This is a genomic window from Streptomyces sp. NBC_00582 (assembly GCF_036345155.1).
GTDB lineage: Bacteria > Actinomycetota > Actinomycetes > Streptomycetales > Streptomycetaceae > Streptomyces.
Genome location: NZ_CP107772.1, coordinates 6,387,109 through 6,403,251 on the forward strand (window position 1 = coordinate 6,387,109; position 16,143 = coordinate 6,403,251).

The window sequence follows — 16,143 nt, forward strand, 5'->3', positions numbered from 1 at the left end:
ATGGGGAGTCCGGTGGACTGGCGTTTCGACGAAGCGTTGACGGCACAGATCGAGCGGATGGACCGGGCCCAGCGGCACCAGGCCATGTTCTTCGCACTGCGCCGGCTGCAGGCACCGGTGTCGGACATCCCGATGCCCGAGGAGTGGGGTGTCGAGCCGGCGGCGGTCGAGGCACTCCTCCGCCACGGCGCGACCAGGCTGGACGGTGAGCCCGACCCCGCCTTCCAGGAGGCCTTCGAACGGGTGAGCCGGGCGCCGCTGTTCGAGTCGGAGATCGACCCGGATCTCGTCGAGAGCTTCCAACTGGAGGCCATCAGCGGATGGATGCTGGTGAGCGAGGCCCTGGGCGAGATGAGTGAGGAGCAGACGGACACCGTCGTCGTCCGCACCCGGGAACTGGCCGACCACCTCGACCAATACCTGGACGACACACTGCACGAGGTGGCGGGGGAGGAGGGTCGTGAGCAGTACCTGGCGCAGGCCGCCGCCCCTCTGCGCGCCTACGGCCTCGGTTACTTCGCCACCAGGAACCTCGAAGTCGAGGGCCGGTGCCACGAGGCGATCCTGGCCGCTGCCGACTCCGATCCGATGGCCTCCGGAAGGGGACGCGAACTGGTGGCCCTCTGCGACGACTACAGCCGCGAGCTGGTGGCGGCGCTCAGTGCCCTGCCGCGCGGCTGAGCGCCGGCGCGGCCGCTCCTCCGGCGAGTCCTACCGACCGTACGGATAGCCCTGCTGGTACGGCTGTCCGCCGTACGCCGGCAGGGGCGGTGTCGTCGGGGTCTTCTTGTCGAACACCCAGAACAGCAGCAGGACGGTCGCGATCAGCAGGGTCACCACCGCGGCGACACCGAGGAAGGGGTCACCGTCGCCGTCGTTCGAGTTCGCCGCCCACGGCAGCGTCACGCACTCGTACAGCACGAACGACGCGCAGGCACCCCAGTCGGAGGGGCGGCCGCGGCGCAGCGCCACATAGAGGAAGGGCACCCACACCAACAGGCCCAGGGAGAACCAGCCCAGGGCGGCCCAGGCCAGCCGCTGGAACCAGCCGCCCTCGAGCCGCTTCTGTGCGCGCGTCGTCGTCACCATGTTCATCCCGCCCCCAGGTCATCAGGGGGCAAGGGTAGGTCATGGCCGATGGTTCCGGGCCTTCGCTTTCTTTACTGTGACATGAGCGAATCTTGTGGCTCCGGGGAACCTGTGTTTCCCGATCGAAGGGCCGACGCACGTTACGGTGCGATCCGTTTCGCACACACATACGCAAGCACCAGAACGGGGTGGGGTGGGGATGGCCGAGCACCGGCAGTCCAGGAAGCGCAGATACATCACATGGGGCGTGGCCGGAGCGGCCGTCGTCGCCGGGGCCGGGATCGCCGCCCAGCAGTCGATGGCGGCCACCACCTGGCCCGCGCAGAAGACCTACACGGGCCGTGCCTTCGACACCTGTGCCGCGCCCTCCCTGTCCGCGATGAAGGCCTGGAAGACCGACGGCTTCTACGGCGCCGCCGCCGTCTACGTCGGCGGCAAGAACCGCGGCTGCAACCAGCCCAACCTCACCGCCTCCTGGGTCAAGTCGGTCAACTCCGTGGGCTGGAAGCTCATCCCGCTCTACGTCGGCGCCCAGCCGCCCTGCCAGACCGGCTCCAGCCCCGAGAAGATCACCGCTTCCACGGCCACCTCCCTGGGTGCCACCGACGCGGCGGACGCCGTCGCCAAGGCCTCCGCGCTCGGCATGAAGACCGGCAGCCCGATCTACCTCGACATGGAGGCGTACGACATCACGAACAAGTCGTGCAACGACGCCGTCCTCGCCTACGTCCGCTCCTTCAGCAAGACCCTGCGCGCCAAGACCTACCGCGCCGGCTACTACGGCTTCAGCAGCTCCAGCGCCAAGGCGATCGCCAACGCCACCGACAAGACGGACCTGCCGGGCAACCTCTGGTACGCGCTGTGGGACAAGAAGAACACCACGACCACCGACTGGCCGTGGGGCGCCACGCAGTTCACCGGGCACAGCCGCGGTCACCAGTACATGGTCAACAGCAAGGAGACCCACGGCGGTTACACCATCACGGTGGACCGCGACGCCTGGGACGCCCCGGTCGCCCTCGTCGGCTGACCCCGGGTACCCGGACACACGCGGAGACGGGCGAGGGGAGAAGGAAGTGCGGGCTGTCAGGGCTGTGCGGGCGGTGAAGGCCGTCGTCGCGCGCGTGCCGGCCGCCGGGCTGCTGCACACACCCGCGGCGCGTATCGGCTTCACCGCGCTGCCCCTCCTCAGCCTGGGGTTGTTGTGCCCCGTCCCCTCCCTCGTCCTCGCCCTGCGCCGCCGCACCCGCGCCGACTGGTGGGCCTTCGCCGCCTTCAGCGCGGTGCTGGCGGCCTGGACGGCCGAACTGGCGCTCACCCCGGTGGACACCCACGGCGCGCTGTTCGGCCTCGACCTGCTGCTGATCGCCCTGTCGACGGCGGCGGCGGCCACGCACGCGTGGCGGGCCTGGCCGCGTCGGCCGGCCGGGGAGTGAGGGAGAGACACGCATGGCCAAGCAGGTGCGACAGGTGTCCCGGGCGCGCCCGGCGCGGTCGGCGCCCGGGGGGCGGGCGACCGTTCTGGGGCGCGCCGTGCTCGGCCGGCTGCGCGCCCTGAGCGGACGCGCCATCGCCCTCACGGCGGGGGCGCTCGCCGTGACGGCCGCGCTGCTGGTCACCGCCGTCCTGTTCTTCTCGCACGACGACCGTCCTCCGGTCCCCGCCACCCGCGCCCGCGCCTACACCGACGTCGACGCCTGCCTCCTCACCGGCGACCGGGGCATCACGGCCGGCACCACCGCGGCGGCGGTCTGGCAGGGCATGCAGGACGCGTCCCTGAAGACGCACGCGCGCGTGAGCTACGCCCCGGTGACCGGCGAGCAGAGCACCGGCAACGCGCGCCCCTTCCTCAACGGCCTCCTCCAGCGCTCCTGCGAGGTCGTCCTGGCCGTGGGCGGGCCGGAGGTCACGGCCGCGCAGGAGACGGCCGCGCACCACGAGAAGGTGTCCTTCGTCCTGGTCGGCGGCACGCGCGCGGGGACGAACGTCAGCACCGTGAGCACCGGGGACGGCCTGCGCGCGGGCGTCGCGCACGCGGTCGAGGACGCGGTGGCCGCGGCGCGGAGCTGATCCCGGGCCACCGGCGGGGCTGACGCCTCGCACCGACGAGCGGGCCGTGTCCGAGCGCGGCGGTGCCGGAAGTCCTGGTGAATCGTTGGTCGAATGGGTTGGCCCCAGGCGCCCCACTGCCTACCATCGATCACCGCAAGACTTTGTGCACCGTCGCACAATCTCCGACCGGGAGGTTCCCTTGCACCGCCGCCGTCGTCGCACCGCGTTCCTGCTGTCCGCCGCGATCATGGCGGCGCCCCTCCTCACCGCCTGCGGGAACGACGCGCATCCCGGCGCGGCGGCCGTCGTCGGCGGTGAGCGGATCACCGTGTCCGAGCTCGAGAACCGCGTGGGCGAGGTGCGCGAGGCCCAGCGGGCGGCCGTCCCCGACGCGGCGCAGTACGCCCAGGTCGTCGCCCAGACCGGCACCCTCACCCGGGACACCCTGCACGGCATGGTCCTGGACGAGGTCCTCGACCGCGCGGCCGAGGACGCGGGCATCACCGTCAGCCGCCACGACGTCCAGCAGGCGCGGGCCGCCCTGGAGCAGCAGTGGGGCGGCGCGCGGGGCCTGGAGACGGCGTGGCTCCAGCAGTACGGCATCCCGCCGCAGCGCCTCGACGACAACCTCCGCCTCCAGCTCCAGGCGCAGAAGCTCGCCTCGCAGCTCGGCACCACCACCAGTGACGCCGCCTTCTGGAGCGCCCTGTCGGAGACGTCGAAGAAGCTCGGCGTCGACCTCAACCCGCGGTACGGCAGCTGGGACGTGAAGAAGGTCAGCCGCGTGGACGCGAAGACGCCGTGGGTGCGTGAGGTCACCGCGGCGAGCACCCGGACGGCGTGACCGTCCCACCCCCTGCCCATCCGCCCGTCGGTACGACGGTATGACCGGCCGCGCCGCCTGTGGACAACCGAGCGGAGCGGCCGGCGGGTGTGGGTTACGTTCGGGGTGTGAACGATGTGACCGCACCCTCCGGCTCCGCACCCTCCGGCTCCGCACCCTCCGGCTCCGCACCCTCCGGCTCCGCACCCTCCGGCTCCGCACCCTCCGGCTCCGCACCCTCCGGCTCCGCACCCTCCGGCTCCGCACCCTCCGGCTCCGCACCCGCCGCCTCCACGACGGGCCGAGTCGTCCTGCTGACCACCAGCCACCGGGTCGCCCCCGGCCTGTTGTCCTGGCCCGCCTGGCAGACCCTGCGCACCGCTGACCGCGTCGTGTGCGCCGACGGTGCCCATCCCCAGCTTCCGTATCTGCGCGAGGCGGGGATACGGGTGGAGGAGTCCTCCCCGACCGCCGAGGACCTGGTCACCGACTGCGCGGGCGGACACACGGTCGTGGTCGTCGCGACCGGCGAGGGCGAACCGGCCCTGACGGACGGACTGGCCCGGCTGGCCGGCTCAGGCCGGGTCGAGATGCCCGAGCTGGAACTGCTCCCCGCCTCCTACGACCTGCCCGGTGCCCGCCTCCTCGATCTGATCCAGGTCATGGACCGGATCCGCCGCGAGTGCCCGTGGTCCTCCCGGCAGACCCACAAGGGCCTCACGAAGTACGGCATCGAGGAGGCGTACGAACTCGTCGAGGCCATCGAGGACGGCGACCGCGACGAACTCCGCGAGGAGCTCGGTGACGTCCTCCTCCAGGTCGTCTTCCACGCCCGGATCGCCGAGGAGGACGAGGACGCCCCCTTCTCCATCGACGACGTGGCCGCCACGATCGTCACCAAGCTCATCCACCGCCACCCCCATGTCTTCGGCGACGCCACGGCGACCACCCCGGAGGAGGTCAAGGCGCACTGGCTGCGCACGAAGGCGGTGGAGAAGCGGCGGGAGTCCGTCACGGACGGCATACCCCTGCACCAGCCCGGCCTGGCGCTGGCGGCGAAGCTGGCGTCGAGAGCCCGCTCGGCCGGCCTCGACGTCCCCCTCCCCGCCGCCGACGGCATCGGCTACGACCTGCTCGCCCTCGCCGCCCGGGCGGAGGCGGACGGCATCGACCCGGAGGCGGCCCTGCGCGCCGCGGCCCGCGTCTACCGGGACGCGATCCGCGAGAGGGAGAACCGGGAGCGGCAGAACCGGGAGCCGGAGAACCGGGAGCGGGAGAAGTAGAGGCGCCGGCGGTCTGGAAACGGAAGCCGTTCGAGAAACAGGAAGCAGTGACCAGTCAGCCCCACCCCCGGGCCGCCACCCCGCCCGCCCCCGAGCTCTTCACCTGGGAGTTCGCCACCGACCCCTACCCCGCCTACGCCTGGCTGCGCGAGCACGCCCCCGTGCACCGGACCCGGCTGCCCAGCGGAGTGGAGGCCTGGCTCGTCACCCGGTACGCCGACGCGAAACAGGCCCTCGCCGACCAGCGGCTCTCCAAGAACCCCGCGCATCACGACGAGCCCGAGCACGCCAGGGGCAAGACCGGCATCCCGGGCGAGCGCAAGGCCGAGCTGATGACGCATCTGCTGAACATCGACCCGCCGGACCACACCCGGCTGCGACGGCTCGTCAGCAAGGCGTTCACGCCGCGCCGGGTCGCCGAGTTCGCCCCCCGGGTGCAGGAGCTGACCGACGACCTCATCGACCGGTTCGCGGACCGGGGCGAGGCCGATCTGATCCACGACTTCGCCTTCCCGCTCCCCATCTACGCGATCTGCGACCTCCTCGGTGTGCCGCGCGAGGACCAGGACGACTTCCGGGACTGGGCGGGCATGATGATCCGTCACGGCGGGGGACCCCGGGGCGGTGTCGCGCGGTCGGTGAAGAAGATGCGCGGCTATCTGCTCGACCTCATCCACCGCAAGCGCGCAGAACTCCCCGAGCGGCCGGAGCCCGGCGAGGACCTCATCTCCGGGCTCATCCGCGCCTCCGACCACGGCGAGCACCTCACCGAGAACGAGGCCGCCGCGATGGCCTTCATCCTTCTCTTCGCCGGCTTCGAGACCACCGTCAACCTCATCGGCAACGGCACCTACGCCCTCCTCACCCACCCCGAGCAGCGCGACCGGCTCCAGTGCTCCCTCTTCCGGGGCGAGCGCGCCCTCCTGGAGACCGGCGTCGAGGAACTCCTGCGTTACGACGGCCCGGTGGAACTCGCCACCTGGCGCTTCGCCACCGAGCCCCTCACCCTCGGCGGGCAGGACATCGCGGCCGGCGATCCCGTCCTCGTCGTCCTCGCCGCCGCCGACCGCGATCCCGCCCGCTTCACCGACCCCGACACCCTCGACCTCTCCCGCCGTGACAACCAACACCTCGGCTACGGCCACGGCATCCACTACTGCCTCGGCGCGCCCCTCGCCCGGCTGGAGGGCCAGACCGCTCTCGCCACCCTCCTCACCCGGCTCCCCGACCTCCGACTCGGCGCGGATCCGGCCGACTTGAGATGGCGCGGCGGGCTCATCATGCGGGGACTGCGCACCCTGCCCGTGGAGTTCACCGCCGTCCGTGACCATCCCGCGGAGCAAAGGTGACCGACCCTCAAGTCTGTGATCTTCACGTGATCTGCGCGGCATTAACTTGTGACAAGTGATCGTCTGCCGATACGTTCACTCGTCAGCGCGGCGAACCCGTGTGTGCTCGCACCGCCCGTCGCGCGGTCACTGCTGTCCAGAGAAAGGCCCCCGCATGCTCTCCGGGAACGGTCGTCACCGTCGCCCCCGTCAGGCCCCGGCCCTCCTCGTCGCGGCCGGAGTGACCGGTTCCGCCATCGCCATCCCGCTGCTCGCCGCCAGTGGCGCCAGCGCCGCCGACGGCACGGTGTGGGACAAGGTGGCGCAGTGCGAGACCGGCGGGTCCTGGAGCGCCAACGAGGGCGACGGCGAGTACGGCGGCCTGAGCCTGAGCCAGGAGGACTGGGAGACGTACGGCGGCCTCGACTACGCGGCCCGCGCCGATCTGGCGAGCCGCAACCAGCAGATAGCCGTGGCCCAGAAGCTTCTCGCCGCCGAGGACATCGGCGCCTGGGGCACCTGCGGGCTGACGTCCGGGCTCACCAAGCTGACCGGCTCGGACGGCGTGGACACCGGGGTGGCCGACGGCGAGTCCGGCTCGTCCGAGTCATCCGGATTGTCCGACCTGTCCAAGGGGTCGGCGTCCGGCTCCGACGACTCCGGTGATTCCGGCGAGGACACGTCCACCCCGTCGGGCGATTCGTCCGCTTCGCCCTCTGATTCCCCTTCGTCCACCGCCTCCTCCCCGGCGAACGACTCCGGCAAGTCCGGCACTTCGGACAGCGATCAGAGTGATGCGCACGGAGCGGACGGTTCCGCGACGACCGATCCCGGCCTGGACGATTCGGGCGACTCGGACAATTCCGTCCAGGACGCCGGGACTTGGAGCCTGGTCGACACGGGCTCGCTCGGCTCGGGCCGTCATCGTGGCACCACGGCCGACGAGGCCGCCGCGGAGGGCGCCTCGACCGCCACCACCGGCCGGCACGCCGCCTCCACCTACACCGTCCGTGAGGGCGACACCCTCGCCTCCATCGCCGACTCCCTTGACCTCGACGGCGGATGGCGCGCCCTTTACGCCGAGAACAAGGACCTCATCGGCTCGGACCCGAGCGACATCACACCCGGTCAGACCCTCGACACGGCGGTGCATTAGGGGAGGAACACCCCCAAAAGCCGCAGGAGTTCACGTCCTGCTTCGCGCCGAATGTCCGGTTTGGTGAAAGTGTGGGATGAGTCTCAGAAGTCGTGATCGTCTTTGAAATTACCCGGATCGGGTGTCTACGGTCAGGACCGCTCGGCAATCCGGGCACCGGCCGCCGCAACGCCGAATCCTGCCAGCGGCTGTCCGGGAACAGTCGTCGCGTCAAGCGCCGTAGGCAGGAGCGGGGGACCCAAGGTAAGTGCCGGGCCCGGCGGTTGACCGCCGGAACCGGCTCGGGGTGAAGTCGCGCACCGTGAGGTGCGCGGCCGGGCAACTCAACCGGCCCGAACCCGACAGCTCACCTCGCAGGCGTCGGTGAGGGGATGAACCATGCTGTTTTCCGGCAAGGGCAAGCACCGTCGTCCGTCCAAAGCCACCCGCGTCGCCGCGCTCGCCGGCGTCACCGGTGTCGCCATCGCCGCCCCGCTGATGGCGACCGGCAGCGCCTCCGCCGCCACCGCCTCCGAGTGGGACGCGGTCGCCCAGTGCGAGTCGGGCGGCAACTGGTCCATCAACACCGGCAACGGCTACTACGGCGGCCTGCAGTTCTCCGCCTCCACCTGGGCCGCGTACGGCGGCACCGCCTACGCCGCGCGGGCCGACCTGGCCAGCAAGGAACAGCAGATCACCATCGCCGAGAAGGTCCTCGCGGGCCAGGGCAAGGGTGCCTGGCCGGTCTGCGGCACCGGCCTGTCGAGCACGCCGTACGGCGGCGGCAGCACCGGCTCCGGCAGCACCGGCTCCTCGTCGAGCTCCAGCGGCTCCAGCGGCTCCACCGGCTCCACCGCCACCCGCTCCACCGAGCAGCAGAGCGCCTCCCGCTCCGCCGAGCGCCCGGCCGCCTCCAAGACGGTCACCACCCCGACCGGCAAGAAGGTGAAGAAGGGTGACGGCGAGTACAAGGTCGTCAAGGGCGACACCCTCAGCTCCATCGCCGAGAAGCACGGGGTCAAGGGCGGCTGGCAGAAGCTGTTCCAGCTCAACAAGGGCATCGTCGAGGACGCCGACCTCATCTACCCGGGCCAGCAGCTGCACCTGAAGTGACACCCGCTTCCCAGCGGGGCCACAGGCCGCTCATCACAGGGCCCCGCACACTGAATGCCTCGTGAGGGTCACCCCCCGTCCTCACGGGCTCCCCGCTCCGGTGCGTGTTCCCCCGTACGCACCGGAGCGGGGTTTTTCTTTGCCCGTGTGTTCGTCCCCGCGCCACCCGCTCTTTGTTCCGATGGGGAACAATGTGTACGGTCATTGTCCACGGGACGGTCGGTCGGCTGCCGACGCCCCGAAGGCGGTTAGGCTCTAGTCGCAAGGCCCACGCGGCCCCGCACAACCAGCGTCACATCCCAAGAAGGAGATGCTCGTGCCGTCCATCGACGTCGTCGTAGCCCGGGAAATCCTGGACTCCCGAGGCAACCCCACGGTCGAGGTCGAGGTCGGCCTCGACGACGGCAGCACGGGTCGTGCCGCCGTTCCGTCCGGCGCCTCCACCGGCGCCTTCGAGGCCATCGAGCTCCGCGACGGTGACCCCAACCGCTACCAGGGCAAGGGTGTCGAGAAGGCCGTCCTCGCCGTCATCGAGCAGATCGGCCCGGAGCTCGTCGGCTACGACGCCACCGAGCAGCGCCTGATCGACCAGGCCATGTTCGACCTGGACGCCACCGACAACAAGGGCTCCCTCGGCGCCAACGCCATCCTCGGCGTCTCGCTCGCCGTCGCCCACGCCGCCTCCGAGGCCAGCGACCTCCCGCTCTTCCGCTACCTGGGCGGCCCCAACGCGCACCTGCTGCCGGTGCCGATGATGAACATCCTGAACGGCGGCTCGCACGCCGACTCCAACGTGGACATCCAGGAGTTCATGATCGCCCCGATCGGCGCCGAGTCCTTCTCCGAGGCCCTGCGCTGGGGCACCGAGGTCTACCACACCCTCAAGAAGGTGCTGAAGACCAAGGGCCTGTCCACCGGTCTCGGCGACGAGGGCGGCTTCGCCCCCAACCTGGACTCCAACCGCGCCGCCCTCGACCTCATCCTCGAGGCGATCAAGGAAGCCGGTTACATCCCGGGCGAGCAGATCGCCCTCGCGCTCGACGTCGCCGCCTCCGAGTTCTACAAGGACGGCAAGTACCTCTTCGAGGGCAAGGAGCGCTCCGCCGCCGAGATGACGGAGTACTACGAGGAGCTCGTCGCGGCCTACCCGCTCGTCTCCATCGAGGACCCGCTGTTCGAGGACGACTGGGCCGGCTGGAAGGTCATCACCGACCGTCTCGGCGACAAGGTGCAGCTCGTCGGCGACGACCTGTTCGTCACCAACCCCGAGCGTCTCGCCCGCGGCATCGAGGAGGGCACCGCCAACGCCCTGCTGGTCAAGGTGAACCAGATCGGCTCGCTCACCGAGACCCTGGACGCCGTCGAGCTGGCCCAGCGCAACGGCTTCAAGTGCATGATGTCCCACCGCTCCGGCGAGACCGAGGACGTCACCATCGCCGACCTGGCCGTCGCCACCAACTGCGGCCAGATCAAGACCGGCGCCCCGGCCCGCTCCGAGCGCGTCGCCAAGTACAACCAGCTCCTGCGCATCGAGGAGATCCTCGACGACGCGGCGGTGTACGCCGGCCGCTCCGCCTTCCCGCGGTTTCGCTCCGCGAACCAGTAGGCACAGCCGCGGCGAGGTCTCCAAGGGCTGACCCCGCCGGCCCCGCCGTGGGCAGGTGACAGCCAGTCGTACGTACGTCCCCGTACTCGGTCCCGTACCGTGTGCGGGGACGTACGCGCGTGTGAGACGTACGCGCGTGTGGGTGAAAGGGGAGGCGCGAAGCCGATGGCCGTGAAGGACCGGGACCGTTTCTCCACCGCGACCAGACTGCGGCTGCTCGGCGAGCAGACCGCGGCCCGCGTCTACCGCTCCCAGACCAAGCGCCAGGCCCGCCGCTCCCGTCTCACCGGCCGCGCGGCCCTGCTCGCGCTGGTCCTGTGCACGCTGATCGTGGCCCTCGCCTACCCGATGCGGCAGTACGTCTCCCAGCGCGCCGACGTCGCCGATCTGGAGCGGGAGAAGGCCGAGGCCACCCGGCGGGTGGAACAGCTCCGCGACCTCAAGGCACGCTGGCAGGACGACGCGTACGCCGAGCAGCAGATCCGGGAGCGGCTGCACTATGTGATGCCGGGGGAGACCGGCTTCATCGTGATCGACCCGGACGCGGCCAAGAAGGCCCGCGCCGATCTCGGGGCGGCCGACCGCCCCTGGTACTCGAACGTCTGGGACGGGGTCGACAAGTCCGACGCCTCCGACCAGTGAACCGACAGAGAGACAGTCCCCGAAGCATGGAAACGCCCCCGCCGACCACCCCGCGCACCGAGCCCACCGACGCCGACGTCGAGGCCTTCAAGCAGCAGCTCGGCCGTCCGCCGCGCGGACTGCGCGCGATCGCGCACCGCTGTCCGTGCGGTCAGCCGGACGTCGTCGAGACGGCGCCGCGGCTGCCCGACGGCACCCCGTTCCCGACGCTGTACTACCTGACGTGCCCCAAGGCTAACTCCGCGATCGGCACGCTCGAGGCGAACGGTGTGATGAAGGAGATGACGGAGCGGCTCCAGAGCGACCCGGAGCTCGCGGCCGCCTACCGTGCCGCGCACGAGGACTACGTCCGGCGCCGGGACGAGATCGAGGAGCTGAAGGGCTTCCCGAGCGCGGGCGGCATGCCGGACCGGGTGAAGTGCCTGCACGTCCTCGTGGCGCACTCCCTGGCGGCGGGCCCCGGTGTGAACCCGCTGGGCGACGAGGCGCTCGCCATGCTGCCGCAGTGGTGGGCCAAGGGGACGTGCGTGACGACGGCTGCCGCCGAGGAGTGACCGTTCCTGCGGTCGACGTTTCCGGGGCTGCCGCCCCCGGCCCCCGCTTCGGCAACGAAAGGGCCTCGTCCTCAACCGCCGGACGGGCCGACTCTGCTTGCGTACGTCTCGAAGGGCACCCCCTATGACCCGTGTCGCCGCCATCGACTGCGGTACGAACTCCATCCGGCTCCTCGTCGCCGACTGCGACCCGGAGACCGGCGAACTGGTCGAACTGGACCGCCGTATGACCATCGTCCGCCTCGGGCAGGGCGTCGACCGGACCGGCCGGCTGGCGCCCGAGGCGCTGGAGCGGACCTTCGCCGCGTGCCGGGAGTACGCGGCGGTGATCAAGGAGCTGGGGGCGGAGCGGCTGCGGTTCGTCGCCACCTCCGCCTCCCGGGACGCCGAGAACCGCGACGACTTCGTGCGGGGCGTGCTGGACATCCTGGGCGTCGAGCCGGAGGTCATCACCGGTGACCAGGAGGCCGAGTTCTCCTTCACGGGCGCCACGAAGGAACTCACGGGCCGCGCGGACCTCACCCGCCCCTACCTGGTGGTGGACATCGGCGGCGGCTCCACGGAGTTCGTCGTCGGCGAGGAGCACGTCCGGGCGGCCCGCTCGGTGGACGTCGGCTGTGTGCGGATGACCGAGCGGCACCTGGTCGCGGACGGGAAGGTGACCGACCCGCCGACCGCGGAGCAGATCGCGGCGATGCGCGCCGACATCGAGGCGGCCCTGGACCTCGCCGAGGAGACGGTGCCGCTGCGCGAGGCGCACACCCTGGTCGGTCTGGCGGGCTCGGTGACGACGGTCTCCGCGATCGCGCAGGAGCTGCCCGCGTACGACTCGGAGGCCATCCACCACTCGCGTGTCTCCCACGACAAGGTCCGGGAGATCACCGAGTGGCTCCTGCGCTCCACCCACGCGCAGCGGGCGGCGATCGGCTCGATGCACCCGGGCCGGGTGGACGTGATCGCGGCGGGCGCCCTCGTCCTTCTGGCGATCATGGAACGGATCGGCGCCCGGGAGGTCGTGGTGAGCGAGCACGACATCCTCGACGGCATCGCCTGGTCGGCGGCGGCGGCCTCCCGCTGACTCCGAACGCTCCCACCCACCCTCTGCTGAGCAGGCAGGACGCCCGTTTGAGCGGTGCCGGGGGCCCGGCCGGGCCCCTCGGCTCCACCCCCGCGGAAAAGTTCGTGAAGTTCTTCACAAGGAATTGGGCCCCGGTGGGGGACGAATGAGGGCCGGTTGACCCTTCCGGGGGGTCAACACCCGTGTGAACGTGTTCAAAAGAGGCGCGCACGGACGTTTCGCGAAGGCCCGCGGGGGGTGTGTTTCCGGCGCCTCACCCCACCCCCGAACCGGCGGAGAGGCAGCTCACGCGGCATTGACAACGCCTTGCCCTGCACGCTGGTTCCCGCTCCGCGCCATGACGTGGATCACGCGGGTGGCGGAGGATAGCACACACCCTCCACAAGCTTGTGAAGGGGCGCACGAGCGACCCCCCTGGGGCGGGTGGATACTCGATGCCATGAGCACCACGGAGCGTCCCAGGATCCTCGTAGTAGGCGGTGGGTACGTAGGCCTGTACGCAGCTCGGCGCATTCTGAAGAAGATGCGCTACGGCGAGGCGACCGTCACGGTCGTCGACCCCCGGTCGTACATGACCTACCAGCCCTTCCTCCCCGAAACCGCCGCCGGCAACATCTCCCCGCGCCACGTCGTCGTCCCGCTGCGACGCGTGCTGCCGAAGGCGGAGGTCCTCACCGGTCGGGTCACCACCATCGACCAGGACCGCAAGGTCGCCACGATCGCCCCGCTGGTCGGCGAGGCGTACGAGCTGCCCTTCGACTACCTGGTGATCGCGCTCGGCGCGGTCTCCCGCACCTTCCCGATCCCCGGCCTCGCCGAGCAGGGCATCGGCATGAAGGGCGTCGAGGAGGCCATCGGCCTGCGCAACCACGTCCTCGAGCAGCTCGACAAGGCCGACTCCACCACCGACGAGGAGATCCGCCGCAAGGCGCTCACCTTCGTCTTCATCGGCGGCGGCTTCGCCGGCGCCGAGACCATCGGTGAGGTCGAGGACATGGCCCGCGACGCGGCCAAGTACTACAAGACCGTCTCCCGCGAGGACATGCGGTTCATCCTCGTCGACGCCGCCGACAAGATCCTTCCCGAGGTCGGCCCCAAGCTCGGCCAGTACGGCAAGGAGCACCTCGAGGCCCGTGGCGTGGAGATCTACCTCTCCACCTCCATGGACTCCTGCGTCGACGGCCACGTCGTGCTGAAGAACGGCCTCGAGGTCGACTCCAACACCATCGTGTGGACCGCCGGCGTCAAGCCGAACCCGGTCCTGGCCCGCTACGGCCTCCCGCTCGGCCCCCGCGGTCACGTCGACACCGCCCCGACCCTCCAGGTCCAGGGCACCGACTACATCTGGGCCGCCGGCGACAACGCCCAGGTCCCCGACGTCGCCGCCCGCAAGGCCGGTGTCGAGAACGCCTGGTGCCCGCCGAACGCCCAGCACGCGCTGCGCCAGGCCAAGGTCCTCGGCGACAACGTGGTCTCCGGTATGCGGGGCTTCCCGCAGAAGGAGTACGCGCACTCCAACAAGGGCGCGGTGGCCGGTCTCGGCCTCCACAAGGGCGTCGCGATGATCGTCATGGGCAAGATGAAGATCAAGCTCAAGGGCCGTCTCGCCTGGTACATGCACCGTGGCTACCACGGTCTGGCGATGCCGACCTGGAACCGCAAGATCCGCGTCTTCGCCGACTGGACCCTCGGCATGTTCCTCAAGCGCGAGGTCGTCGCCCTCGGCGCCCTGGAGTCGCCGCGCGAGGAGTTCTACGAGGCCGCCAAGCCGGCCCCGGCCCCGGCCCCGGTCGCGGCCAAGCCGGAGAACGAGAAGGCCAAGGCCTCCTGATCTCCCCCCGCTGAACGACCCGAAGGGGCCGCCCGCCATCCGTGGTGCGGGCGGCCCCTTCGGCTGTCCTGACGTACCCGCGACGACTGCACCTCTTTTTGCCCGGTCGTACCGGCCGCGCGGGACTGTACTCGGGCACCTTCCGTGTTTACGTGGAATCCGGACAGTCCGGGATCACCGTCACGGAGGTGTGCTCCATGGCCGATGCCGCGCCGCGGCTCCATGCGATCGTCGAACAGCTGCTGGGTACCCCGCTCCCGATGCGCATCCGCGCCTGGGACGGTTCGCAGGCGGGGCCGCCCGAGGCCCCCGCGCTGGTCGTGCGCAATCGCCGAGCCCTGCGCCGTATGGTGTTCAAGCCCGGTGAGCTGGGTCTGGCCCGCGCCTGGGTCGCCGGGGACCTGGAGATCGAGGGCGACCTCTTCGTCGCCATGGATCTGCTCGCGGGGCTGGTCTGGGAGCGCGGGGACGACGCCCGCGGCCTCGCCGAGGCCGTGCGCGACCCCCGGTTCCGCTCGGCCGCGCTGGAGCTGCTGAAGCTGGCCGGACCGCCGCTGCCGCCCGCCCCTCCCCCCGAGGAGGTGCGCCGCGCCCGGCACCACCACACCCGCCGCACCGACCGCCAGGCCATCAGCCACCACTACGACGTCGGCAACGACTTCTACGAGATCGTCCTCGGCCCGTCCATGGTGTACTCCTGCGCCTACTGGCCCCGCCCCGACGGCACCCTCGAGGAGGCCCAGCGCGACAAGCTCGAACTCGTCTGCCGCAAGCTGGCCCTGAGGCCCGGTCAGCGGCTCCTCGACGTCGGCTGCGGCTGGGGCTCCCTGGCCGTCCACGCGGCCCGTGAGCACGGGGTGAGCGTCGTCGGGATCACCCTCTCCGGAGAACAGGCCGCCTACGCCCGCAAGCGCGTCGCCGACGCCGGACTCACCGACCGCGTCGAGATCCGGGTGCAGGACTACCGGGACGTGAGCGACGGGCCGTACGACGCGATCTCCTCCATCGGCATGGCCGAGCACGTCGGCGCGGAGAAGTACCTGCGGTACGCGAACGACCTGCACGCGCTGCTCGTCCCCGGCGGACGCCTGCTCAACCATCAGATCTCCCGGCGCCCCCAGCAGGACGAATCCACCTATCACCTCGACGGGTTCATCGACTCCTACGTCTTCCCGGACGGCGAGCTGGCCCCCGTCGGCACCACCGTCACCCAGCTCGAACGGGCCGGCTTCGAGGTCCGTGACGTCGAGGCGATCCGGGAGCACTACGCGCTCACCCTGCGCCGGTGGGTCGCCCGGCTGGAGGACGACTGGCAGCGCGCGGTACGGCTCACCGGTCCCGGCCGGGCCCGCGTCTGGCGGCTGTACATGGCCGCCTGCGCCGTCGGCTTCGAACGCAACCGGCTCGGCGTCAACCAGGTCCTCGCCGTCCGCACACCGGAGTCCGGCGACTCCGGGATGCCGCTGCGCGCCCGCACCTGGAACTGAGCGCATGAAGGCGAGCGCATGAAGGCGAGCACATGAAGGCGAGCGCATGAAGACGAGCGCATGAAGGCGAGCGCATGAAGAAGGGCCCCGCCGTGTCCACGGCGGGGCCCCTTGCGTACCCC

The 16,143-nt window shown here is 71.0% G+C and carries 16 protein-coding genes and 1 riboswitch; of the genes, 15 read left to right on the forward strand and 1 reads right to left on the reverse strand.

The features are described from left to right. Entirely contained in the window at window positions 1-681 is a 681-nt protein-coding gene (locus OG852_RS28720; RefSeq protein WP_330349395.1) for a hypothetical protein, read from the forward strand. A 30-nt stretch (window positions 682-711) separates the two neighbouring features. Here OG852_RS28720 and OG852_RS28725 read toward each other — a convergent pair whose 3' ends face one another. Then, the gene (locus OG852_RS28725) at window positions 712-1,089 is read right to left on the reverse strand and encodes a hypothetical protein (RefSeq protein ID WP_330349396.1); all 378 of its coding nucleotides are present in this window, start codon (window positions 1,087-1,089) and stop codon (window positions 712-714) included. Between the two features lie 199 nt (window positions 1,090-1,288). On the opposite strand from OG852_RS28725, the gene OG852_RS28730 reads away from it, so the two are divergent. From OG852_RS28730 to OG852_RS28795, 14 genes are all read left to right on the forward strand, one after another. Continuing rightward, entirely contained in the window at window positions 1,289-2,119 is an 831-nt protein-coding gene (locus tag OG852_RS28730) for a glycoside hydrolase domain-containing protein (RefSeq protein WP_133912339.1), read from the forward strand. Window positions 2,120-2,165: 46 nt separating this feature from the next. Then, window positions 2,166-2,525 (forward strand): hypothetical protein, encoded by a 360-nt coding sequence (locus tag OG852_RS28735; protein WP_330349397.1) that lies wholly within the window; start codon window positions 2,166-2,168, stop codon window positions 2,523-2,525. A gap of 13 nt (window positions 2,526-2,538) precedes the next feature. After that, the gene (locus OG852_RS28740) at window positions 2,539-3,159 is read left to right on the forward strand and encodes a hypothetical protein (RefSeq protein WP_330349398.1); all 621 of its coding nucleotides are present in this window, start codon (window positions 2,539-2,541) and stop codon (window positions 3,157-3,159) included. A gap of 229 nt (window positions 3,160-3,388) precedes the next feature. After that, complete coding sequence (locus tag OG852_RS28745; protein ID WP_443064661.1) at window positions 3,389-3,985, forward strand: SurA N-terminal domain-containing protein; 597 nt, start codon at window positions 3,389-3,391, stop codon at window positions 3,983-3,985. Window positions 3,986-4,275: 290 nt separating this feature from the next. After that, window positions 4,276-5,247 (forward strand): nucleoside triphosphate pyrophosphohydrolase, encoded by a 972-nt coding sequence (locus OG852_RS28750; protein ID WP_443064662.1) that lies wholly within the window; start codon window positions 4,276-4,278, stop codon window positions 5,245-5,247. A gap of 47 nt (window positions 5,248-5,294) precedes the next feature. After that, window positions 5,295-6,596 (forward strand): cytochrome P450 family protein, encoded by a 1,302-nt coding sequence (locus OG852_RS28755; RefSeq protein ID WP_330349400.1) that lies wholly within the window; start codon window positions 5,295-5,297, stop codon window positions 6,594-6,596. Between the two features lie 154 nt (window positions 6,597-6,750). Next, window positions 6,751-7,731 (forward strand): transglycosylase family protein, encoded by a 981-nt coding sequence (locus tag OG852_RS28760; protein WP_133912343.1) that lies wholly within the window; start codon window positions 6,751-6,753, stop codon window positions 7,729-7,731. A gap of 205 nt (window positions 7,732-7,936) precedes the next feature. Further along, window positions 7,937-8,106, forward strand: a riboswitch (cyclic di-AMP (ydaO/yuaA leader). A 3-nt stretch (window positions 8,107-8,109) separates the two neighbouring features. After that, window positions 8,110-8,823, forward strand: a complete 714-nt coding sequence (locus OG852_RS28765; protein ID WP_330349401.1) for a transglycosylase family protein — start codon at window positions 8,110-8,112, stop codon at window positions 8,821-8,823. A gap of 310 nt (window positions 8,824-9,133) precedes the next feature. Next, on the forward strand, window positions 9,134-10,429 hold the full coding sequence (eno, locus tag OG852_RS28770; RefSeq protein ID WP_133912345.1) for a phosphopyruvate hydratase: 1,296 nt from the start codon (window positions 9,134-9,136) through the stop codon (window positions 10,427-10,429). 165 nt (window positions 10,430-10,594) lie between these two features. Continuing rightward, window positions 10,595-11,071, forward strand: coding sequence for an FtsB family cell division protein (locus tag OG852_RS28775; protein ID WP_133912346.1), 477 nt, complete (start codon window positions 10,595-10,597; stop codon window positions 11,069-11,071). Between the two features lie 26 nt (window positions 11,072-11,097). Then, on the forward strand, window positions 11,098-11,625 hold the full coding sequence (locus tag OG852_RS28780; RefSeq protein WP_133912347.1) for a DUF501 domain-containing protein: 528 nt from the start codon (window positions 11,098-11,100) through the stop codon (window positions 11,623-11,625). Between the two features lie 124 nt (window positions 11,626-11,749). Then, window positions 11,750-12,703 carry a Ppx/GppA phosphatase family protein gene (locus tag OG852_RS28785; RefSeq protein ID WP_133912348.1) on the forward strand — a complete coding sequence of 318 codons (954 nt, stop codon included), beginning with the start codon at window positions 11,750-11,752 and terminating at the stop codon, window positions 12,701-12,703. A 439-nt stretch (window positions 12,704-13,142) separates the two neighbouring features. Next, window positions 13,143-14,534, forward strand: coding sequence for an NAD(P)/FAD-dependent oxidoreductase (locus tag OG852_RS28790; RefSeq protein WP_133912349.1), 1,392 nt, complete (start codon window positions 13,143-13,145; stop codon window positions 14,532-14,534). 197 nt (window positions 14,535-14,731) lie between these two features. Beyond that, window positions 14,732-16,021, forward strand: a complete 1,290-nt coding sequence (locus tag OG852_RS28795; protein WP_133912350.1) for a class I SAM-dependent methyltransferase — start codon at window positions 14,732-14,734, stop codon at window positions 16,019-16,021. Window positions 16,022-16,143: the final 122 nt, after the last annotated feature.

Bases quoted from the DNA above. Each gene is read 5' to 3' on its own strand.
- OG852_RS28745 (WP_443064661.1), top strand. From the start codon at position 3,389: ATGGCGGCGCCCCTCCTCACCGCCTGCGGGAACGACGCGCATCCCGGC.
- OG852_RS28790 (WP_133912349.1), top strand. From the start codon at position 13,143: ATGAGCACCACGGAGCGTCCCAGGATCCTCGTAGTAGGCGGTGGGTAC.
- OG852_RS28795 (WP_133912350.1), top strand. From the start codon at position 14,732: ATGGCCGATGCCGCGCCGCGGCTCCATGCGATCGTCGAACAGCTGCTG.
- OG852_RS28780 (WP_133912347.1), top strand. From the start codon at position 11,098: ATGGAAACGCCCCCGCCGACCACCCCGCGCACCGAGCCCACCGACGCC.
- eno (WP_133912345.1), top strand. From the start codon at position 9,134: ATGCTCGTGCCGTCCATCGACGTCGTCGTAGCCCGGGAAATCCTGGAC.
- OG852_RS28740 (WP_330349398.1), top strand. From the start codon at position 2,539: ATGGCCAAGCAGGTGCGACAGGTGTCCCGGGCGCGCCCGGCGCGGTCG.
- OG852_RS28775 (WP_133912346.1), top strand. From the start codon at position 10,595: ATGGCCGTGAAGGACCGGGACCGTTTCTCCACCGCGACCAGACTGCGG.
- OG852_RS28730 (WP_133912339.1), top strand. From the start codon at position 1,289: ATGGCCGAGCACCGGCAGTCCAGGAAGCGCAGATACATCACATGGGGC.
- OG852_RS28760 (WP_133912343.1), top strand. From the start codon at position 6,751: ATGCTCTCCGGGAACGGTCGTCACCGTCGCCCCCGTCAGGCCCCGGCC.
- OG852_RS28785 (WP_133912348.1), top strand. From the start codon at position 11,750: ATGACCCGTGTCGCCGCCATCGACTGCGGTACGAACTCCATCCGGCTC.
- OG852_RS28765 (WP_330349401.1), top strand. From the start codon at position 8,110: ATGCTGTTTTCCGGCAAGGGCAAGCACCGTCGTCCGTCCAAAGCCACC.
- OG852_RS28725 (WP_330349396.1), bottom strand. From the start codon at position 1,089: ATGGTGACGACGACGCGCGCACAGAAGCGGCTCGAGGGCGGCTGGTTC.
- OG852_RS28720 (WP_330349395.1), top strand. From the start codon at position 1: ATGGGGAGTCCGGTGGACTGGCGTTTCGACGAAGCGTTGACGGCACAG.